This window comes from Nostoc sp., assembly GCF_036916985.1.
GTDB lineage: Bacteria > Cyanobacteriota > Cyanobacteriia > Cyanobacteriales > Nostocaceae > Nostoc.
In genome coordinates this window covers 103,254-125,966 of record NZ_JBALFD010000066.1, presented here as the reverse complement: position 1 = coordinate 125,966, position 22,713 = coordinate 103,254, and the positions used below count along the sequence as shown (strand labels likewise).

At 41.1% G+C, this 22,713-nt stretch carries 17 protein-coding genes and 1 pseudogene; 5 read left to right on the top strand and 13 right to left on the bottom strand.

Annotation, left to right across the window (positions count from 1 at the left end; genetic code table 11):
• Positions 1-8 precede the first annotated feature (8 nt).
• The 6 genes and pseudogenes from V7L07_RS22460 to V7L07_RS22435 form a co-directional block, all read right to left on the bottom strand.
• Positions 9-344, bottom strand: a complete 336-nt coding sequence (locus tag V7L07_RS22460; protein WP_335061090.1) for a XisI protein — start codon at positions 342-344, stop codon at positions 9-11.
• Positions 332-751: pseudogene (locus tag V7L07_RS22455) on the bottom strand (XisH family protein). Before V7L07_RS22455 ends, V7L07_RS22460 begins: the two are co-directional and overlap by 13 nt.
• Before the next feature lie 114 nt (positions 752-865).
• A complete protein-coding gene (locus V7L07_RS22450) occupies positions 866-4,852 on the bottom strand; it encodes a magnesium chelatase subunit H (protein ID WP_335061089.1) in 3,987 nt (1,328 codons plus the stop codon).
• A 406-nt stretch (positions 4,853-5,258) separates the two neighbouring features.
• Positions 5,259-5,870, bottom strand: coding sequence for a hypothetical protein (locus V7L07_RS22445; RefSeq protein WP_335061088.1), 612 nt, complete (start codon positions 5,868-5,870; stop codon positions 5,259-5,261).
• 138 nt (positions 5,871-6,008) lie between these two features.
• Positions 6,009-6,539 (bottom strand): hypothetical protein, encoded by a 531-nt coding sequence (locus V7L07_RS22440; RefSeq protein ID WP_335061087.1) that lies wholly within the window; start codon positions 6,537-6,539, stop codon positions 6,009-6,011.
• Between the two features lie 54 nt (positions 6,540-6,593).
• Positions 6,594-6,938: a hypothetical protein gene (locus V7L07_RS22435; protein ID WP_335061086.1), complete on the bottom strand. Its 345-nt coding sequence runs from the start codon at positions 6,936-6,938 to the stop codon at positions 6,594-6,596.
• A 164-nt stretch (positions 6,939-7,102) separates the two neighbouring features.
• Between V7L07_RS22435 and V7L07_RS22430 the strand changes: the two genes are divergently transcribed.
• Positions 7,103-7,567, top strand: a complete 465-nt coding sequence (locus tag V7L07_RS22430; protein ID WP_335061085.1) for a helix-turn-helix transcriptional regulator — start codon at positions 7,103-7,105, stop codon at positions 7,565-7,567.
• Between the two features lie 385 nt (positions 7,568-7,952).
• Here the strand turns inward: V7L07_RS22430 and V7L07_RS22425 are convergent, their stop codons facing one another.
• The 6 genes from V7L07_RS22425 to V7L07_RS22400 all read right to left on the bottom strand — a co-directional run bounded on the left by V7L07_RS22425 (position 7,953) and on the right by V7L07_RS22400 (position 16,055).
• Complete coding sequence (locus V7L07_RS22425) at positions 7,953-8,906, bottom strand: ABC transporter permease (protein WP_334779275.1); 954 nt, start codon at positions 8,904-8,906, stop codon at positions 7,953-7,955.
• A gap of 102 nt (positions 8,907-9,008) precedes the next feature.
• Positions 9,009-9,971, bottom strand: coding sequence for an ABC transporter permease (locus tag V7L07_RS22420; protein ID WP_335061084.1), 963 nt, complete (start codon positions 9,969-9,971; stop codon positions 9,009-9,011).
• Positions 9,972-10,812: 841 nt separating this feature from the next.
• Positions 10,813-11,493, bottom strand: a complete 681-nt coding sequence (locus V7L07_RS22415) for a hypothetical protein (RefSeq protein ID WP_334767204.1) — start codon at positions 11,491-11,493, stop codon at positions 10,813-10,815.
• A gap of 307 nt (positions 11,494-11,800) precedes the next feature.
• Positions 11,801-13,150, bottom strand: coding sequence for a bifunctional UDP-N-acetylglucosamine diphosphorylase/glucosamine-1-phosphate N-acetyltransferase GlmU (gene glmU / locus V7L07_RS22410; RefSeq protein WP_335061083.1), 1,350 nt, complete (start codon positions 13,148-13,150; stop codon positions 11,801-11,803).
• Between the two features lie 200 nt (positions 13,151-13,350).
• Positions 13,351-14,580: a two-component system response regulator gene (locus V7L07_RS22405; protein ID WP_335061082.1), complete on the bottom strand. Its 1,230-nt coding sequence runs from the start codon at positions 14,578-14,580 to the stop codon at positions 13,351-13,353.
• 551 nt (positions 14,581-15,131) lie between these two features.
• Positions 15,132-16,055, bottom strand: a complete 924-nt coding sequence (locus V7L07_RS22400; protein ID WP_335061081.1) for a tRNA (5-methylaminomethyl-2-thiouridine)(34)-methyltransferase MnmD — start codon at positions 16,053-16,055, stop codon at positions 15,132-15,134.
• Between the two features lie 284 nt (positions 16,056-16,339).
• Between V7L07_RS22400 and V7L07_RS22395 the strand changes: the two genes are divergently transcribed.
• Positions 16,340-17,161, top strand: a complete 822-nt coding sequence (locus V7L07_RS22395) for a sulfurtransferase (RefSeq protein ID WP_335061080.1) — start codon at positions 16,340-16,342, stop codon at positions 17,159-17,161.
• A 93-nt stretch (positions 17,162-17,254) separates the two neighbouring features.
• Here the strand turns inward: V7L07_RS22395 and V7L07_RS22390 are convergent, their stop codons facing one another.
• Entirely contained in the window at positions 17,255-18,415 is a 1,161-nt protein-coding gene (locus tag V7L07_RS22390; RefSeq protein ID WP_442936075.1) for a hypothetical protein, read from the bottom strand.
• Positions 18,416-18,948: 533 nt separating this feature from the next.
• Here V7L07_RS22390 and V7L07_RS22385 point away from each other — a divergent pair.
• The 3 genes from V7L07_RS22385 to V7L07_RS22375 all read left to right on the top strand — a co-directional run bounded on the left by V7L07_RS22385 (position 18,949) and on the right by V7L07_RS22375 (position 22,473).
• Positions 18,949-20,133, top strand: coding sequence for a FecR domain-containing protein (locus V7L07_RS22385; RefSeq protein ID WP_335061078.1), 1,185 nt, complete (start codon positions 18,949-18,951; stop codon positions 20,131-20,133).
• Between the two features lie 232 nt (positions 20,134-20,365).
• On the top strand, positions 20,366-21,742 hold the full coding sequence (gene gor / locus V7L07_RS22380; protein ID WP_335061077.1) for a glutathione-disulfide reductase: 1,377 nt from the start codon (positions 20,366-20,368) through the stop codon (positions 21,740-21,742).
• Between the two features lie 83 nt (positions 21,743-21,825).
• Positions 21,826-22,473: a YqiA/YcfP family alpha/beta fold hydrolase gene (locus V7L07_RS22375; protein ID WP_335061076.1), complete on the top strand. Its 648-nt coding sequence runs from the start codon at positions 21,826-21,828 to the stop codon at positions 22,471-22,473.
• The last annotated feature ends 240 nt before the right edge of the window (positions 22,474-22,713 follow it).

Below are 22,713 nucleotides of genomic sequence, written 5' to 3'. Positions count from 1 at the left end.
AACATCTCCTAACTCACTGCATATTCTGTAAACTGTCTCATAAAAGGAGACTGAAAACCTAACACAATGTCTTCCTTGGGAACTCCCGCAGCTACCAAATTAGCTGCGATATCATCTTCTGTACCATTCCACTGAAGCCAAATTTTCCCACCTTTAATATCAATATGAATAATACAACTATGTACCCAGTCTTGACCTTCCCAACCTACATGAACTATTTGATAATGGTCACGTTGTGTATCAAAAATTGTTTCAACTTCTATATTTCCGAAGGCTGGTTTTTGCTCACTATAATCATGTAATATCTGTTGTACAAGCTGGCGATATTGAGTTAATTTATCCATTGGAAAATCACCTCTTCTTCTACATCATAAATAAGCATTTTCACTTGATTTTCTGCTATCATCTCTTTAGGAAAATCAAGTTAAAAAAATGTTTTGTAAGTTGTTAAAGGTACTGCTAAATACAAAACACGCTCCGGTTGCCGCCGTCGTAATGCACCTCTATAATTAATAAACTGTCCTAATGCTGTATGAAATTCTGAAATAGCAGACGACCTTTCTAAAAAACTTTTGACTTCGACTGCAATTTTTTGTCCTTCACGTTCTGCTGCAATCAGCTTTTGGGCGGCTAAATCAATCGAAAGATTAACTCCTCCCACGCTAATCGTGAGTGGATCGTGAGTAATTTGCCAACCATCTTTCTGTAAAGCTGTTTTGACAACTTCATGAAAGACATCTTTAGCAGACATACATATCTATAATTATATATTTGATTTTCATTTAGCCGCATTCCATACAATTTGTCAAAACCGTTTTTTATGTAGAGACGTTCTATAAAACGTCCCTACATTTATGATTAGGGATTATTCTATCCCTTCAATGCGGTCTTCAACTTCTTGGTACAACTCGCGCAGACGATCTAAATTGTCCTCGCTAGTCTCCCAATAACCGCGTCCATTCACTTCCAACAAAGTTGATACAATCTTGCGGAAAGAATGGGGATTAAGGTTCAACAACCGTTTCTGCATTTCTTCATCTTTGATGAAGGTTTCATTAGTATCCTCATAAATCCAGTTATCCACAGCGCCGGCTGTCGCACTCCAACCCGTTGTATTCACCAACCGCTTGGAGAGTTCGCGCACACCTTCGTAACCGTGAGACAGCATCCCCTCGTACCACTTGGGATTTAATAATTTGGTACGCGCATCCAAACGCACGGTTTCTGATAATGTCCGCACTTGGGCGTTAGCTGTGGTTGTATCTGCAATATAAGATGCTGGCTTTTTACCATCACCGCGCAGACTTGCAACTAACTTAGTGGGATCTGAATCAAAGTAATGGGAAACGTCCGTCAAACTAATCTCGGAAGAATCCAGATTTTGGAAAGTTGCATCAGCAGTTTTCAATGTACTTTCAAAAATCTGCCGGGATTCGTCCATGATTCCGGGGTTATCGGAATTGAACGAGAAGGATTTCCGGTTGAGATACATTTCCTGCAACTCGGCTTCGCTATCCCAAGTGCTGTTTTCTACCGCCAAGTTGATATTTGACGAGTAGGAACCAGAAGCGTTGGAGAAAACGCGCGTTGCTGCTTGACGCAGATTAATCCCCATTTCCTCAGCTTGCTGCAAAGCGTGTTTGCGAACAAAATTCATTTCTAAGGGTTCATCCGCCTCAGCTGCCATCTTCACGCCTTGGTCTAGCAGGTTCATTTGGTTGATGAACAAGTCGCGGAATACACCAGAACAGTTGATTACTACATCAATTCTGGGGCGTCCCAACTCTTCTAGAGATATCAATTCCAACTTGTTCACCCGTCCCAAGGCATCGGGAACTGGACGCACGCCCAGCATCCACATAATTTGTGCTAGGGATTCACCGTAAGTTTTGATGTTATCGGTTCCCCAGAGGACGCAGGCGATAGTTTCTGGCCATTTTCCTTCGTTTTCAGCCTTGTTGCGGATCAAAAGCCTATCTACGACGATTTTGGCTGATTGTACTGCTGCCGTTGTTGGGATGGATTGCGGATCTAAAGCATGGATATTCTTACCCGTGGGCAATACATCCGGGTTGCGGATGGGATCGCCACCAGGACCGGGTAGGATGTACTCACCTTCCAAGCCTCTGAGTAATGCTCCGAGTTCGTTGTCGGCACAAACTTGTTGCAGACAGAATTCCAAATACTCAAGTAGGGGTTTTAGGGCGGCAGTGTCAACTTTGGGATAACCTGCTTTATGCAATGCTTCTACCCAAGGTTCCTTTTTGCCCATGTTGAAGAAATTCAACCGGGAAACTAGAGAAACTCGCCCTTCCGCGTCGATTTGCTCTTGGACAAGGGCGGTAACTGCTGCACGGGTTGCCAAAGTGATATCTTGCAACAACTGGACATCTTCTAAAATGCCTCTGTCGCTATTTTGGTAAATATCGTCAATGTTACGCCCAATGCTGTTAGCGATAATTCCCGGTAAGCCTTGAAGTCCTTCTTCCTGACGATCTAGACTAGCAATGTTGACGAGAGTTGCGATCGCTTCTTCTGCACTTGGCGGTTTACCAATGACGTGCAAACCACAAGGCAACAACCGTGACTCGATTTCCATCAACTTGCGGTAGACGTTACCAACAATATTATCGCGATCGTCAGTACTCATGTCTCTGGCATCGGTTTCTGGCAGGTTAATATCCTTATCCAGATTCACGATCCGACATTTATCCATGATGCTGTTGACAATGGAAACACCGCGTCCACTATCTTTTAAGGTTTGGTAGGAAGCAATCAATTCGCTGAGTTCCTTCAAACCTTTATACAAACCAGCATTTTCTGCTGGCGGTGTCAAGTAAGAAATTGTTTCGGCATAACTCCGGCGTTTGGCAATTGTCGCCTCACTCGGATTATTCGCTGCGTAGTAATACAAGTTGGGAATTGAGCCAATTAAGTTATCTGGATAACAGTCACCAGACATCCCCATCTGTTTACCTGGCATGAATTCCAAGGAACCGTGTGTACCAAAGTGCAGTACAGCATCAGCTTTCCAAACTTGCTCTAGGTAAGTGTAGTAAGCAGCAAAACCGTGGTGAGGACTCGCTGAACGGGAGAACAACAACCGCATTGGGTCGCCTTCGTAACCAAATGTGGGTTGCACACCGATGAAGACGTTACCGAATTGCTTACCATAAATCAACAGGTTTTGCCCGTCGCTGTTGAGATGTCCAGGAGGTGGCCCCCAGTTTTCCTCTAAGCGGTGAGAGTAGGGGGTCAGCGCCTCATACTCAGGAACCGACATTTTGTAAGCAACGTTTAGTTCAGGGCTGTTATACTGCGCCTGTGCGTCATGGATGACTTCTTGCATCAACGCTTCGGCGGATTCTGGCAATTCTGGTAAGTCGTAGCCGTTATTTTTGAGGGCTTTCATCACCTCGTAAATTGAGCCGAATACATCCAAGTAAGCGGCGGTTCCCACGTTGCCTTTATCTGGCGGGAAACTGAAAACGGTGATGGCGACTTTTTTATCAAGTTTCGGCTTGCGGCGGAGATTAGCCCATTTTAAGGCGCGTTCGGCGACAGCTTCCACCCGATCGCGGAGTGCGATCGCTTTGCCTGTAGTTCCATCTCTACCCGATAAGATAATCGGCTCAATTGCTCCATCCAATTCCGGAATTGCAATTTGCAAAGCTACTTGAATTGGATGTAACCCTAAATCGCTATCCATCCACTCTTCTGTGGTTTGGAATACTAGGGGTAACGCCACCATGTAAGGACGGTTTAAGCGTTTGAGTGATTCAATTGCCTTGGGATGATCTTGTCTGGCTGGGCCACCTACTAAAGCAAAACCAGTCAGCGATATCACTGCATCTACCAACTGTATCTTGGTAATTGGTTCGTAGAAGTAAGCATCCACAGGCTTGGAGAAATCCAAACCACCAGCAAACACAGGTAGTACCCGTGCGCCTAATGCTTCCAACTCCTGCACCATTGCCACATAATGGGCATCATCGCCTGTAACTAGGTGAGTGCGTTGCAATACCAACCCGACACAAGGAGCTAGGGGATCTTTTAGATCGCTAGAAATATCCTTACGAGCTGTATACCAATTGAGGTATTCTCTGACATCTTCAAACATACTGGGAGCCAAAGGATGCCAAATCCCTAAATCGGGATAAACCACCGGCTGTTCGTATGTAGAAGGTGCAAAATCTTGTTTCTCTAAACCTTTAAATACGTATTTATCAGCTAGCATCAGCAAGAAGTTTTCCAGATTTTCTGGAGAACCACCTAGCCAATACTGAAAACTGAGCATGAAATTTCGGGCATCCTGTGCCTTGTCCATCGGTAAAAACTTCAGCACTTGCGGCAGCGTTCGCAAAAGCTTCAGCATCCCATCTTGGAATCCCGCACCGGATTTTTCTTTGCGTTTCCGCATGAATTGGGCGATCGCACTTTTTGACTGACCCAACTGTGCTAGAGAAAAGCTGCCCATTTTATTTAGGCGCATTACTTCCGGCATGGAGGGAAAGACAACAGAAACATCCAGATGATCGCGATGTGGTTCTACTGCTGCTACTACTTTCTGTGCTAAGTCTTCGATGAAAATGAGGGAAGCGATGAAGATATTCGCACTCTCAATTTCTCGTTTGAACTCCTCATAATTCTCTGGGTCGCGGAGTTCCTCAATCAAGTACCCGCTGATTTCAATCGCCAAGTTAGGATTGTTCGCGTTAATCGTGCGAACTGCTTGCGACAAAGCACTCTGGTACTGGGACTCAAGCACGACATAGACCACCTTGATTAAACTACGTCCGCGTAAGTTATCAGGCGCAATGTGTCTAATGGTGGACTTGACGTGTGTGAACATGCTTCTTCGGCTCCTTTGATGCGTGTTCTCTGAAGGAAGTTCCTAGCGGCATCATCAGCCACAGGTAACTTGTGATCTTTTAGGCAATATCTGTTTTTTATCAGAAAATGCTTGCCCAGTAGGCATTTTATCGCTTATATGACACAAATCGATATAAAAAACGAAATATTTCTTTGTAATTGTTGACTTTGTGTAAAAGTGTTTGCTCGCTTGTTTGTAAAATTATTGTTACATATTTAAATAGCTAAATAGCTATTAAGCAATGACAAAGCAGTTACAAAACAAAACTTGCCTATGCTGACTAAAAAATATTTAGTCAGCATAGGCAGCCTTCAATTATGTAATTGCGGGTTATACCAAACAAAAAACAACAGAAACTTGGTATCTGCTGGCGAACAACCAACTTTTATTTAGCCAATATTGGCTTGCTATTTAAAGTATCCAAAATTCCATCATGGAATTTATTTACTGAAGACAAAACTCCGTTTTCTTTATCATTCAGTAATGAGTCTTTTACCTCATTCAAATAATTGTTGAGGTTTTCTCTTAGAATTGGTCTTTCTACTTTAACTGTATGATAATGATCCCAGATATCCCATGCTAAAACTCCTAAGCCAGCAATAGGATTAAGTAGTTCTAAACCTAAAAGTCCAGCAGCAACTTCACCTGTCCCTTCTGTTGCTACCTTTGTTGCAGTTTTAGTTGCTATCTTAGCGACTATTTTAGAAGTTGCTTTACTCACAGTTGCCGTAGCAATTTTCTTAGTACCAATAACACTAACAGCTTTCATCATTGCACTTGCAGCTACATAACCTGTACCACGCGAAAGTGCGCGAAGAGAGAGATTTTGCTCTTTGCTACCTGTATCATATGTTGTACTTGCTAAACCTTCCAAAAATCGCTCCCAAACGGGTCGGGGAATCTGATACTGACTTTGGATTCCTGCTAATTTTTGATTAGCTTCGGATACATATTTATCAATTGCTTCTCTTGTAAAACGTTCCATCTCAAGTTGCATTGATGATGGTTGTAGAACCTTTTTTGTAAATTCATTTTGGAAACTTCCAATTAATTTTTCAGCTTTTTCTTCTTCTGAAGTAGCACTAATGTTTACCCAAATAGCTTCTACACCAACACCCCACTGAGTAAAATAATTTTAGTACCAATCGAGAAACGGATGGTCTACACGTCGCATTACCTCATCATGCCATTGTTCCAGATTATTCGATGCAGATGCTCTGGCACTAACTAATGCCTTACCAAGAGCATTTGCAACATCATCAGACATTTGAGATACCTTTTGTTCAGGAATGGTAATGGTGACAGTATTTGATTTACGTTTAGATGCATCGCTGATGTGATTGAGCGAAAAATTACCCCATACTTGAATAATGATTATGAAAATAACACCAATCCAAATGAATTTAGATGCAGATTTAATAAAATCACTATAGGCGTGAATACGCTCTGTCTTCTGAGAAAAAGTTCCATCATCAACAGGCTTGGATGGGGAATTATGTTTAAATAAAGCAACAAACAGCTTGTTTAAACCTGATAGTATAGGTTGTAAAAATAAAATTATATTTTTATAAAAATCTGCTTTTTGTACTCCTTGAATCGTTTGATTAGTTTCCTCTGATTGAGATACAGGATTTTGAGTTAATTCTTGCTCTTGATTAGCGTTCATAGTCAATTTTGTTGTTTTAAGTATCGATTAATAAGATATGAAACAGTATCTCAGCTATGCAAGTCTTGTCAAATAATCCTTTATCTTCAACTTCAAATCACTTGAAATAGGGTAAGATTCAATCTCGCGTTCTATATCTGATTTAGATTTCCCTTGTGTTCTAAGTTGCTCTACAGTAGACTTAAAAATTGCTTCAAATCCATATTCAGCTAATCCTTGTGAGATTAGAGCAAGCAAGACAAGTACAGCAATTCCTCCAAGCATTCCCAATGGTCCACCAAGCAGTGCTAAAGCTGCTGTTATTGCAGCCGCTCCAGCCCATCCCGTCACAGCCATAGCAACCAAAAGTACAAGACCAGGCACACCTAATGCCGCGATTTTGTCAACTAGCTTATCCATGATAGATCGCTAAATATAATGTGATTTTTATTTCTTTAGTCTCAGTATCTTGCAATTAAAAGCTAATTATCCCCTAGCTAGCATCAGGGATAATGGTAAGATTACATCAGGAAATTTAAGATAATCTTCAAGATTTGACTATGGCATCCAGCAATGAACCCTTTATGCAAGCAGAAAACCAGTGGGACTTGGAAACGCTTTACTCTGATTTATCATCAGTGAAAGGTAAGCGTTTGACACCAGTGGAAAAGCGACACTTGCGCGGTTTGCTTTGTGGCTTCAGTCCGGCTGAAATAGCTGAGAAACTTGGTAAAAATGGGAAAGGTGTAGAAACTGACCTCTGTGCAACTATATACAGGTATGTAAAAAGTCTGTTGGATAAGTCTGATGAAAAGTTAGAAAATTGGCGAAATATTTCTGAATGGCTCGATGATGCGGGGTATAAAAATCAGTCGATAAAGGTTCCAGGTTTAGATTTATCGCCTGATAAAGCAGTAGTTAATGTAACTAATATAAATATTGAAAATAATCAAATAGTATTTTTGATTAGTATGAAAATTCCGACTTCTAAAGATTTAGATTCTTTGGAAGATGAATTAAACCATTTAGATAATTATAAAAGCAATTAGTATTTATCTTATACCGAAATCAGACCATGCTTGATAAGCAAACAGGGTAAAAACGAAGGATAAAATTTCTCGTCATGCACAGACAGAAATGGAGCGAAGAAATATACCTCAAGCTTTAGTTGAATCTGTTCTTAATGCTCCTGGGCAAGTTAAGAATATTTGTAGGTTGGGTGGAACGAAGTGAAACCCAACAAACCTTGCAACATTTTGGGCTTAACCGAACCGTATTGAGTCCCCAGTCCCCCAATACAGTACAAATCAGCCCAAAAACCTCATGTAGAGACGCGATTTATCGCGTCTTGAAAGACCAATTATCTACACCAATAATCTTTAACCCAAGCGTATTGCCCAGTCCCCTTACCAAGCCCCTATACCCCTAATGAATTTAAGATAATCGAGGATCGAGAGCATCTCGTAAAGCATCACCTATATAGTTGATACTTAGCACGGTGAGAAATATTGCTGTACCAGGGAAAATAACCATGTGGGGAGCAAATTCTAAAAAGTTTTGCGCTTCATAAAGCATTCGTCCCCAAGTTGGGACATCAGGGGGAAAACCTAGACCAAAAAAGCTCAGGGTTGATTCGGTAACGATCGCAGTACTTACTGAAAGAGTAGCAGCAACTAGTACTGGACTAATCACGTTGGGCAAAATATGAATCCAAATTAATCGACTAGGAGAAGCACCAAGGGCGCGCGCTGCTGTGACAAATTCTAACTCCCGCACTGTCAAAAAACCAGCTCGGACTAATCTGGCTACAGACATCCAGTTGAGTCCGCCAATTACTAGTACTATCAACACAAATATACCTAGTTCTGGGCCAGCGATCGCTTTAATCGCATCCCGAAACAAAAATATTACTAGTAATAATAATGGTAGCCGTGGTAAAGCTAAACACAAATCTGTCAAACGCATCAAAGCAATATCCAGCCAGCCGCCATAGAAACCAGAGAGTGCGCCGATGAGTGTACCGAGAGTTATGGCTACTGACATCGAAAAAATTCCGACTGCGATCGATATTCGTCCGCCATACAACACTCTTGCTAATATATCTTGGCCTAAATCATTAGTACCAAATGGATGCGCCCAACTGGGAGCAAGAGTAGATTTAGCAAAGTCAATTTTGTTGATGGGAATATTATAAATAAATGGCCCAAGCAAAACACTTAACACTATAATCAGCAAGACTACAATACCAAACATCGCCTGACGATTACGACGAAACTTGCGCCATGCTTCTTTTGTGGGCGTTTCTGGTTTGGAAACAAGATTTGTTGATGCTGGAGAAACTGAAAGTTTGGATAGTTCTGAACTTTGATTAGGCGATCGTTTCAACATAAGTATCTACTTTCTCAGATGTTCTATATTTAATTTTTATGCAATTTCCAACCAGAGTACTGAATCTAGTTTTTTCTTCATGCTTAATTTTTAATTGTTTAGCTACTTCGTGTACTTGACGCGAGGATCTAATAAACCATAAAGAATGTCTGCAACAAGATTAAAAATCACAATCAGAATTGCATATATAAAAGTAATTGCCATGACAACTGGTGTGTCATTCTTATAGATAGAGTCAATTAATAGAGCGCCAATTCCCGGAACACGAAAAACTTTTTCTGTAACTAAAGCACCTGTAAAAACACTTGGAATATCCAAGGCTACTAATGTAACTACAGGAATTAACGCATTCCGCAAAACATGACGATTGATAACTAAAAATTTGGGTAATCCTTTAGCATAAGCAGTACGCACATAGTCTTGATGGATATTTTCTAAAATCTCTGAACGCACAAAACGCATTAGCATTGCTGTCTGCCAGAGTCCTAATACGCAAATTGGCATAATCGATTGTTTAACTTGAGCGATAAAACTCTGCCAATCTGTCACCTGTAATGTGCTGTTATAGATAAAAGGCAACCATTTCAATTGGATACTGAAGATAATAATAAATAGTAAGCCTGTAAAAAATGTTGGCAGAGAAAACCCAAAAAAAACTAAAGTAGTCAAAATCGTATCAATCAGAGAATTACGTTTGAGAGCCGAAATTACTCCCAAAGGAATAGCTAACAGTATGCCAAAAAGGTAGGCAGAACCAACCACCCATAGCGTTGTAGGTAAGCGTTGGAGAATTAAACCAATTACCGGACTACGACTAGTAAAAGAATAGCCCATATCTCCACTAACAAAAGCTGTAACCCATTTGATATAGCGGATATGGAGCGGTTGGTCTAAACCTAAAGATATTCTAATATTTTCCCGAACTTCCGCTGTTATGGAGGGATTGAGTGCAAATTCTCCCATTGGATCGCCGGGTGCTAATGCCAGAATAGTAAATATGACAACACTAATGGCAATTAAGGTGGGAATAGCAATTAGTAGACGATTAATTAAGTATTTATTCATTAGCTCTTACAAAATCTGCCTTACTCTTAAAAACGAGAGAACAACTGATAAGCTAAAAAACATCTAAATTGCATAATCAAATCAAACATAACTCTTGTGGGATGGGCATCTTGCCATTGGTGTCAACTTAAGGTGAAAGCAAGTCTAGAACTAGCTTTTAGATTTCCTTGTTCCCAGTCTCCGACTGGGAATGCTTGTCTTTGAGGCTCCGCCTCTCTTTACTGGCGGCAGAGCCACCAGGAGCAGCATTTCCAGCCGGAGGCTGGTAAAGAAGTTTCAGCTTAAGTTGACACTAATGGCATCTTGCACGCCCAGCTTATGCAATTTGAATATGGAACAGCTTAAAAATCAGGTTTAAGTAAGTCGGTGAGAAAAATTCAATGTATATGAAGAAATATAAATTTGAAGTAGGGTGTGTTATGCCGTAGGCTAACGCACCTTGAATCCTTGATCATGCGTCGGTGCGTTGCGCTGCGCGACAACACACCCTACATTTACATTCCTTAACATAGCTTGAAATATTAGCACCGACTTACTTATTGTTCAGTTTAGTAGATAAGAAACTTGCAAGATAGCATCACGGATACAAAAAATTTATCTTTAAAAACAACGGTAGATTAGTGGGATTTAGACAAAAAACAAGTTTTTATCCAGCTAATGATGTTCAGGTGCTTTGCCACATCATACGGGATGTCGTTGGTACGCGTAACCTCAATAGTGGTGTATCAACAGATGAGGTTAACATGTGCGTCAATTTGGCTAGCCTTTATAGAGACGGCGATTTATCGCGTCTCTTGCCTTAACCGAACCGTATGGGAGTCCTATATATAATTTAATATGATTAATGAATCCAAATTTTTTTAGCCAGACTAGTACCAAGTTTTGCATTTAACATAATAGTTAGTATTACTAAGAAATCATCAAAATTATTTTTAAATATAATATTTAAGTTTGCATTATTGTCTTGATAATTTATTTCTCCAATGTATTCAATTTTGTCCAATACTTTAACCCAATTAAACCAATCTGTTATAACATTTTCATACTTTTCTTTAGTTTTTAGGGTTTTTTCCTTTAGCTGAGTTGTTATTATAATTTGATGAGATTGATTATCACAAAAGAAATCTATACACTTATGGTTTAATGCTGCCGGTTTTCTAAGATCGTAATGCTTCAATTCGTGATTTCTTTCTACTCGATACCAAATTATATGACTACCACCAATAAGATACCCATAACGGTCGCGCTTAGATTGATCGTGAAGTGGTTGTAACAAGCTTTCTTCTTCATTCACTACCTGGCGAACTTTTTGATATATTTCAGGATTTCTATCTCTATGTTGCTGATATCTAATTTCTGGATCATCATGAAAAATAATCTCATAAATTGGGTCATAAAATTCATACAACACATAATCATAAGGAGCTTCTAATAAATATTGGATTTTAGGATGTTGAGATAACAATGCAAAGTCTGTTAGATAGATTTTTTGAACGATTGTGATTGGATGATAATTTGCCATCTGGTAGTAAGTACAGGACAAACGTATCTAAACATTGACAAGACTGAATTAGAGGGAAATGTACCAAGACCGCAATTAGATATTACTTTCAGAAAATTAAATATTCACTTATAGTACAATACGCTTGGGTTAAGGGCTACTGGCAACAATTTTGGGTTTTCGAGACACGATAAATCGCCGTCTCTACAAGTGTTTTGGGCTTATCTGAACTGAATTATGATCAGAGGGAAATGACAGGCAAACTACGGTTGCCTGTCAAAAAACGTTGTATTCTCTCGAAGCTGAAGTAGAAAGAAGAATTGCATTTCTAACTTTTCTTCTTCCAAGCTGGTTTCACCACTTGACGACTACGGGCAATTACCAGGGAATCATCAGGTACATCCTCTGTGACTGTAGAACCAGCCGCAATATAGACATCATCTCCCAAGGTGAGTGGAGCCACTAAAACGCTATTGGCACCAGTTTTTGTGCGATCGCCTATTTTGGTACGATGTTTTTTCACGCCGTCATAATTGGCAGTAATTGTACCTGCACCAATATTTACCTGATTGCCGACAACGCTATCACCTATATATGACAAATGTGCTGCATTGGTGCGATCGCCTAATTGCGTATTTTTCAATTCCACAAAATTCCCCACACGACAACCAGCACCCACCTCTACGTGACCGCGCAAATGAGCATAAGGGCCAATTCGACTTCCTGTCTGCACAGTGCTATCTGTTACTACTGAATATTGAACTGTGACATTTTCAGCTAAGAGACTATTTTCAATTAAACTCCCTGGTCCAATATGACTTCCTGTTTTAATTACCGTATTTCCTCGCAGGTGAGTTTGGGGTTCAATAATTACATCAGGCTGTAATTCTACGGTTTCATCAATGGTAATACTTGTGGGGTCGATGAGGGTGACACCCGCCAACATCCATTTTTCCTTGACTCGTCTTTGCAAAATTTCGGCTGCTGTTGCTAGTTGTAAGCGATCGTTGATGCCGAGAATTTCTTGGTAATCTTCCACATCTACTACCATCACTTGTCCGACTTGAGTCACGGCATCAGTGAGATAGTATTCTTTTTGGGCATTGTTTGCCTGTAAATGGGGAAGCACCTTTGCCAAATCTGGCCAGTGGAAGCAATAAACTCCAGCATTAATGCGGTTATTTTGTCTTTGAGCAGCAGTACAATCCTTGTGTTCGACCATTTGCTGCACAATATTTTCATCGTTACAAAAAACGCGCCCGTAGCCTGTGGGGTCGGCTAGGTGCGAGGTAAGAATGGTAGCAGCATTCTGATTTTGGGCATGAGTTTGTAACATCTGCTTGAGGGTTTCGCTGCGTATTAACGGTAAATCGCCGTTAAGTATCAGCAAATCCCCGGTATAACCTTCCAAGTGAGGAAGTAATTGCTGGATAGCATGACCTGTCCCCAATTGCACAGTCTGTTCGACAAACTCCAAGTTGGGAATTAAATGCATGGCGGCTTGCACTTCCTCGGACTGATATCCCACAATCACGATTCGCCGTGAGGGCGCAAGTGGTTCTACACTTTCGAGAACTCTCTCTACTAGCGATCGCCCACCCAAAGAATGTAAAACCTTGGGTAAGCGTGATTTCATCCGTGTGCCGCGTCCTGCCGCTAGAATTGCTACAACTACCATAAATTAGCTATTAGCTATCAGTGAAATTATAATTAATGCTTTTGGTACTTTAAAATATAGGTTCAAATCATACCAGCTAATCATAGAAGAGTAAAATATCAAAGTAGTCAAGACAACTGCTTTGGTAAAAGTTGGAGATTATAATACTTTTTCGCAGTCATTACAGCAGCGACAAATTATTATCCCCTACTCCCTACTCCCTACTTTTTTCCTTGACGGGAGCGAATAAACTCTACAAATTGCTGCATTAGTTTGGGATTACGCCAACCGGAATCAGTTTCTTTTTGCATTACCGAAAGTGCTTCTGCTGAAGGAAAAGCTCTTTTATAAGGTCGTTCGCTGGTTAGGGCATCGTAAATATCAATTAACTGAAATACTTGCGCCAGATAGGGAATATCATTCCCTTGGAGTTTATCAGGGTAGCCTGAGCCGTCCCAACGTTCGTGGTGATGGCGAATAATGGGAATTACACCCCGCATACTGCGTAATGGCTGGCAGATTTTTTCTCCAATCAAAACGTGCTGCTGCATAATCTGCCAATCTTCAGAGGTGAGTTCGCCTTTTTTCAGCAGTACTGCATCGGGAATACCAACTTTACCGATATCGTGCAAATAACCACCCCACCTCAAATCTCGAATTTGGTAGCGTGACAGGCTGAGATATTCACCAAAAACTTGTCCCAGTTGTACTAGGCGTTCACAATGGTTGCCCGTATTTGGATCGCGACTTTCAATAGACATGGCAATGGAAAATAGCACTTGTTCGGCATGGTCTAAATCTTCGTTTAGACGCTTCTGCCGTACTAATGACTTTACACGCGCCGCCAGTTCCACACGATCAAAGGGTTTGGTGAGAAAATCATCTGCCCCAACTTCAATTCCCCGAATGCGCGATCGCCTGTCATTTAATGCTGTAATAAAAATTACCGGAATTAGCCTAGTTTGCTCATCCTGTTTGAGCAATTGGCACACCTCAAATCCATCCATTCCTGGCATCATCACATCCAGCAAAATCAAATCTGGTTGTTTTTGAGTTACCAATCCCACAACAATAGAACCACTGTCTGCCTCAATAACTTCGTATCCTTCCATCCCCAAGAGGGCAACAGCAGTCATCCGACTGGCGGCATGATCGTCAACGACTAAAACTTTCGGCGGATCTAAATCAAACCCATTCACCTTGGAACCTTTAGTTTGTAGTGTTCTAGAGACTAATAAATTATCACCACAATTAACATCAGCCTTTATCCAAGAAGACGCTGGTTGACTATCTTCAAACATCAGGTCTTCTTGAGATAAGCCTAAAGAAGTCTCCGTATTTTGCGACCCTACGGCATGATTTGAACCGATACTCTTCACTATGCTAATGGGGTTTGACCCACTAACAATTTGTTCTGTAAAGCCTGTATGGTTGGATTTCCATTGAATCACAAAGGCACTCCAAGTTTTTGCACAAGTTAACAGTGTCAGATTTAAACAACAAACAAACTTAAGATTCGACTGTATCTGAGCCAGAGTTTCGATATGGATTATGCATGATGTCAAGCTGCTTATCTGAGTTTTTTGCAGCATGTATTTTTTATGTTAAGAACAAGGTCTATCTTGTTGTCACATTTTTTGCTTCTAATTCCAGTATGATGAATTGGCACAAATGTTAAATCAGGTTTTTTACGGAGATTTTTTAACCTAGTGCGTCATAAAGCTTTATAGTTGCCTGCTCTATGTGAGATATCGGGTTTTGAGTTTCAAATTTTTATGGTAATCATTAGGTATATATGTTTTTACTTACTCAGTTATAGCAATACTCGAGTACTGTTGAGCCGGATGTAATCTTGAATACTATCATAAAATCAAGCTATTTGGCTCGTAAAAACTTGTTACCTAAGTATCTGGAAACGAAATCAGAAATTTTGGCAAAAAAATGTCTAAATTTTCTGGAATTAATTGTGTAGGCGTAGCCTGTCGTAAACATCGCAACCGAACTACAAACTATTTCCCATAAAATCCCTGCCTTGTGTTCCCAACAGCCACCTTTTTCGCCAACGGGAGGTAGCTTCCATACAAGAAGCTTGTTGCTCTTGTTGTCGCCGCATCACTATTACTTCAGTTGGATCGCTCAATTGAGGATCGCGATAGGGAATAGCAGCACGAGTTAGTAAGTGTTCTTTTTCAGCTTGCGAGAGGGTGGTGAGTGCTGAATGGTTTTTAGACTCAGCAATCCGAGAATGTGCTGCCATAGTACCAGGCGATCGCCTTCCTACGGGTGGGGTAGAATATATCACCAAGCCAGCAGACAAAAGTGCTGTGCGTACAGCAGCAGAACAAGAATAGGTGGCTAACAAACCATCTGGATGTAAACACAATGACACTTGTTTAATAAATTCAACAGTCCATAATTGAGGACATTGGGGTGGTGAAAAGGGATCGAGGAAAATTGCATCTGCCCAGAAACCCGATTGATGTACTAGCCCAATCGTATTTCTAGCATCGCCAATTAGTAGCTTTGCTTTCAGGTAAGGCGTTTGCACTTGATGCTCACAAGCTAGCTTTTTTAAAATTTCAATATAGTTACAGTTCCAATTGTCGAACAAGTGATGAGCGATCGCTGCTTGTGGCACTGCTGGATTCAGTTCTAAGCCAATTACTTCAACAAAACAACTAGGATTCACTGCCCAAATTGTCTGCAAAGCCGCAGCTGTGTTATATCCTAGACCATAACAAACATCCAATAGTCGCAAGACTGGTTTTTGAGCGGCTGTAGCTAGTTGAGTAGGTTCCACAAACTTGCAAAAACTCTCCTGCATAGCTCCATGATGGCTGTGAAAAGATTCACCAAACTCTTGAGAGACAAAGGTGAAAGAACCATCTGCTGTTAGCTTAGGTGTAAAATTTTCTAAGTCTGACATCTGACAAAAAAACTAAATAATTACCAATGCCCTTCAGGAGTGCTGAATAGTGAGTGCTGTTAGCAATAGCAGGGCGTTTAGCCCGTGCATGAGTAGTAAATCTAACTTATTCACTCAGAACTTAGAAAAAAGCAAAATGAGGAACTATTTTCCCGTAAATTAAAGGGTTTAAGAACCTGCAATCTACATGTAGCACCCATTTCAGTCGGGGTTTGTCTTGAGAAACCCCGACTGAAATATCTTTAATTTTGAATTTTGAATTTTGAATTGTTAAGAAATGCCCCATGCCCAATACTCAATTTTTTGTTTCGCCAACTTGGCTGTTTGAACATCGAGAAGATCCGCAAGTCGTTATTGTGGATTGTCGCTTTTCTTTAGCCGATCCACAATTAGGACAACAGCAGTATCAAACGAGTCATATAGAAGGTTCATCTTACTTAGATTTGAATCAGGATCTTTCCAGTCCAGTGGGTAAGCATGGCGGGAGACATCCTTTACCTAACCCCAATGATATAGCTAACAAATTGGCAGCAATTGGGGTAGATTACCAAAAAACTTTAGTTGTAGCTTATGATGATTCGCGCTTTGCTTTTGCGGCTCGTTTATGGTGGCTGTTGCGCTATCTTGGACATGAGCAAGTAGCAGTACTGGATGGCGGCTTTGCTGGATGGCAAAAAGCTGGATATTCTGTTACAGATATTATTCCTCATCGTCGAAAGGGTGAGTTTGTAGCTCAAGTACAAACAGAAAAGGTGGTAGATATTACAGCGGTGAAAAGCCGCAAAGACAGCGATGAGGTAGTATTAGTAGATTCAAGAGAGAGCGATCGCTACCGAGGAGAACGAGAACCAATTGATAAAATCGCCGGACATATTCCCGGTGCAGTCAATTATCCTTGGCAAGAAGTTACAGACTCTTCCGGCTACCTACTCCCTCAAGAAGAACAACGTCGTCGCTGGGAAAAGCTAGAAACAGCCGAAGAAATCTTGGTTTATTGCGGTTCTGGCGTCACTGCTTGTGTGAATTTACTTTCTCTAGAATTAGCTGGCATTAGCAAAGGTAAACTTTATGCTGGCAGTTGGAGTGATTGGATTTCTTATTTATAGTTATGAGTTAGGAGTGAAGAGTTATGAGTGAAGAGTTATGAATTGAAGCCAGTTTTTAATTTCAAACTCCTAACTCCTAACTCCTAACTCTTCTCAAAACTGACCTAATTGGAAATTGTAATTAATACTGAAGAACCAGCCATCAAAATCAATGTTTTCGGCGGTTGAACTACCGAAACTTACTCCAGCCTGCATATTCATATTAACGGTATCGGATATTTGGTAATTTAAGTGCCCAAATAGCCGATAAAATTGGTCTTCTCGATCGCGCTCGGTAAAGTCTGATAAGTTCATTTGGTAGTCGATACCAACCTGGAGAGGCTTTTGCAAGTAGTAGTTTAGAGAAACCCAAAAGGAATTGATGATCCGATTACGACTTTGGGGATCAGAAAAATTTACACTCAATTCGTAGAAGCTATCTAGGGTTAATCTTGGAGTTAAGGGATCTCGCCGTCCTAAAGACAGTTGTAGGGAATTTTCATTTAAAAAGCGATCGCCTGCTTTGAAGCTATCGAGGCGATCGCTGTTGTTGGCATAAAATAACTGTTGATTGCTCCAACTGATTTCTCCGTACATTCGCCGCGATAACTGCTGGTAAATACTGAGATTAAATCTTACCTGGTTGTAATGATATTGTGACTGATTTATATAACGAATGAGATTGCCATCAATTGAGCCGTTTAAATAAGTCTTAGATCCCAAAGGGAAATACGCTGAGGCTAGTGTCAGTCCAGAAAAAATTAAACCATCTTCGATGGGACTATCATTTGACGAAAAAATGTTACTCGTCTGGAAGTAGCCTACATGGGCCTGTAGATAGCCGATAGGTTTAAATTTAACTACGGGTTGTTCTTTCGGTGGTGGTGGCTGCTGTTCTAGAGGTAGTAACCGCACCCGTAACCCTAATTCGCGATCGCGATCGGACTTAGGTGGCCGTTTTGGCGATCGTAGCAGCTGCATTAGCCTCTCTAGCCTTTGAGACTGATTTATCTCCGGCGTATTTAATATTTGCTCTTTTGAGTCGGAAGTAGGCAAATTACTTGGCTGCGATTCTAGCGGTGGCGGATCATTTTGCTTTTGAGTATCTTCTGGTTCTTTCGTTTGGCCTGGGGTTTGAGTAGTTTCTAGTTTTTGCTGTGCCAGATTTAACGTATTTGTAGATTCTGCCGCATCTACTCGAATGCAACAACAGCTTCCACCACTGGACGCTAACAAAATACAAAAAAACAAATTCTTCCAGTTATTGAGTCGCATCTGGTTTGATCGCATTTGGCAAATGTAGTCCCACAACCCGCATCGGAAGTTCCGACTCAAAAGATACAATTGAGTGCATCTATCTGAGCTTTGTAGGTATATACTTAATTTACAAACTAAAATTGCTGCTTTTCAGATTTTTTCCCGGATTTTCTCTACCAAACTGAGATATTCCGAGAAAGTTTGTGATGGAATTTAATCAAATACTAGCTTTTAAATCTTCCACAGACTTTAATATACACAATGTCAGTTTCGGAATAAAAATTTTACGAAACTAAACATATAGTTTATTTATGATTTATTTTATGTATGTAAATGTAGACTCAAATCCAGATAAATTTACCCAAAAAAACTTCCTATAAGACTTCTATTTGATTTTTGAAAAATTTTGTGCAACTCAAAAAGCCTGATTCCTTACACCCTATCTACACAAATAAGTTCAAAAATCAAATCGGATTGCTACATAACAATTTAGCACTAGCTTAAACCTTTAACTGTTTTGGTACTAGTTGAAGTTCGCAAATTCTCAAACTATGTTTCATAAATCGTTTCCACTATTAGTAATTGCTTTATGGGGAGTTGTAGTATTGCCTTTGCCAAATCAGGTAAATGCCATAACTCCTCTGACGCGAGCAGAGATTCAGAGCCTCCGTAACTTGGTACAACTGATACCTAGAAATAGAGAGAAGAAACGTCCTGCACGCAAATCAGATGCAATGACTCCTGGTGATGGTTTGTCAACCGGTCAAGCTTCTTTAGCAGACTTGCGCTTTAACGACGGCTCTTTAGCACGAGTTGGGGAACAGGCTATATTTCAATTTTTACCAAAGACTCGCAGCTTTAGACTGTCAAACGGAACTGCATTGCTACTGATTCCACCGGGAAGGGGACAAACACTTATACAAACGCCAAGTGCAGCAGCAGCAATTCGTGGTTCAGCATTATTTGTACGCTACAACCAAGAAACAGATACCACAATTGTGGGGGCGCTGACCAATAGCGGCATTGAAGTTTCTAATAAAGAAGCTTCTCAAACTCAAGTGCTGCAAGCAGGACAGATGATAGTTATAGTTAAAGGCAAATTTCAGGGTTTATACGATTTTGATCTCAGAAATTTTTATGAAACCAGCGAGATGGTGCGGGGGCTTGATTTAACTAAGCAAAATCTTACACCTACAGCCGACCCGGCGATCGCTAGCGTTCAAGCTGAAACTGTTGCAGCTTTGAACGCACAGACGCCGATAACAGGTGAGGGAGTAGTTGAAAACCCATCTTTTGCAGAGCTAACTACTAGTACTTCAACTTCCTCTACCGACGACATTATTACAGACAATTCCTCAGTAGACCCCATTAAAGATGATTCACCATTAAATTTCTTTGGGGATATAGGACAAGTCCTGTCAAATACTGAGCAGCGGCGATCTGGAAGAAATAATAACAATAATAATGTAAGCACCCAGAATAATAACGTAGTTCCTACACCAACTCCAGTAGTTTCTACACCAACTCCAGTGCATACACCAATAACTCCAACTCCAGTAGAACCAACTCTAGTAACGACTCCAATAACTCCAGTAGTTCCTACTCCAATAACTCCAACTCCAGTAGAACCAACTCCAGTAATTACTCCAACTCCAATAGAACCAACTCCAGTAATTACTCCAACTCCAATACCTACTCCAACTCCAGTACCTACACCGACAAGACCAACCACATAAACGTAAATTTATACCCAACACTAGGAGCAGAATTATAACAAGTATTAACTCTTGCCTCTACAGCCACTAAAGCAAAAAGTGATATTCCCTACGACCAGATAGCATCTGCTAACGCTAGATTAAATCAAGGACAGGACTTACACAGGATTCACCAGATATCCTTATATAGTTCCATTAGATTCTGTGTGTAAGTTCCCAGGAACTAACTTTTTGCTAGAGAGAACATAAATTTATGACTTTTGATTACGACCTATTTGTAATTGGTGCGGGTTCTGGAGGTTTGGCGGCTTCCAAACGAGCGGCTAGCTACGGTGCAAAAGTAGCGATCGCCGAATATGATTTAGTTGGTGGCACTTGTGTGATTCGCGGTTGCGTTCCCAAAAAACTCATGGTCTACGGTTCTCACTTTCCTGCACTATTCAGTGAAGCTTCAGGCTATGGCTGGAAAGTGGGTAATGCGGAGTTTGACTGGGAATATTTCATTACATCTATAGATAAGGAAGTTCGACGACTGTCGCAACTACACATCAGCTTCTTAGAAAAAGCCGGAGTGGCACTAATTTCTGGTCGCGCCACATTAGTAGACCCCCACACAGTAGAAGTTGATGGCCGCAAAATTACAGCAGACAAAATTTTAATTGCTGTTGGTGGGCGTCCCATCAAGCCAGATTTACCAGGGATGGAACATGGCATTACCTCTAACGAAATCTTTCATCTCAAAGAACAACCAAAACACATCGTCATTATTGGCGCTGGTTATATTGGCACGGAATTTGCCTGTATCATGCGTGGTTTGGGTTCTGAAGTGACACAAATTACCAGAGGTGAAAAGATTTTGAAGGGATTTGATGAGGATATCCGTACAGAAATTGAAGAGGGGATGACAAACCACGGAATTCGCTTGATTAAGAATAATGTGGTAAAAACAATTGAACCCGTGCCGGAAGGGTTCAAACTGACTTTATCAGGGGAAGACCAAGAACCAGTAATTGCCGATGTGTTTTTAGTAGCTACCGGTCGAACTCCCAATGTAGATGGATTAGGTTTAGAAAACGCTGGGGTTGATGTTGTCGCTAGTTCTATCGAAGGGCCTGGATATCCCACCACAAATGCGATCGCAGTTAATGAATATAGTCAAACTAGTCAACCGAATATTTTTGCTGTTGGCGATGTCACTGACCGAATTAATTTAACTCCCGTGGCCATTGGCGAAGGTCGTGCCTTTGCCGATAGCGAGTTCGGGAATAACCGCCGCGAATTCAGTCACGCAACTGTTCCCACAGCCATATTTTCTAGCCCAGAAGCCGCGACAGTCGGCTGGACAGAAGCCGAAGCACGGGAAAAACTCGGTGATGCTGTAAAAGTTTTTCGCACTCGTTTTCGCCCTATGTACTATAGTTTGACTGGTAAGCAAGAAAAGACAATGATGAAGTTGGTGGTTGATAGCAACACCGATAAAGTTCTAGGCGCTCACATGGTAGGTGAAAGTGCAGCTGAAATTATCCAAGGTGTAGCGATCGCAGTCAAGATGGGCGCAACTAAACAAGACTTTGATGCCACTGTGGGTATCCATCCCTCATCCGCAGAGGAATTTGTCACAATGCGGTAAGTATGTCATTTGTCCTTTGTCATTTGTCCTTTGTCTAAAACCAATGACCAATGACTAAGGATGATCTTAATGTGAAAATTTGAATGCCTACTCAATATATATATTTATATTTACATGGCTTTGCTTCTAGCCCTAATTCTGCCAAAGCACTGGATATAAGCGATCGCTTTACCCAAATTCACACAAAGCTGAAAATTCCCGATCTCAATGCTGGCGATTTTTCTCAGTTGACAATCACTCGTCAGATCGCTCAAGTTGCCGCAGAATTCAACAATGATTCTACACCAGTAACGCTGATTGGCTCAAGTTTGGGTGGTTTGACCGCCGCCCACTTGGGACAGCAAAATTTACAAGTGCAACGCTTAGTCTTGCTAGCTCCAGCTTTTGGGTTTTTATCCCATTGGTTGCCCAAGTTAGGAGATGAAGAAGTACAGCGCTGGCAGCAAGAAAAATATCTCATGGTCTACCACTACGGGGAAAAGCGATTAATTCCTTTAAGTTACGATTTCGTCATAGATGCTGCTCAATACCAAGAAAAACTTTTGCAACGTCCTATCTCCACGCTAATTTTGCACGGCAAAAAGGATGAAGTCATTCCTGTCGAAGCTAGTCGTGACTTTGCGCGTTCTCGTCCTTGGGTGGAGTTAGTCGAACTCGACAGCGATCACGCCTTGGGTAATGTCATGGAAGAAATTTGGCAGGCAATTCACCTCTTTTGCCAATTACCTTAAAGTTGTAAAATATTAGACTCACATATAACTAATATTCTGAGTCATTTGTCCTTTGTTAGTTACTAATGACCAATGACTAATGACCCTTACGGGTGACGCTCGTTCCTCGCTAACGCTGCGCTAACGCCAGTCACTCATGGGGGAAACCCCCAGACGCTCGCAGACTCGCTAACGCTGCGCTATCGCTCTTAGCGTCTCCCCTTCTCCCAAAGGGAGAGGCTAGCGCCAAGGGAGAAGACC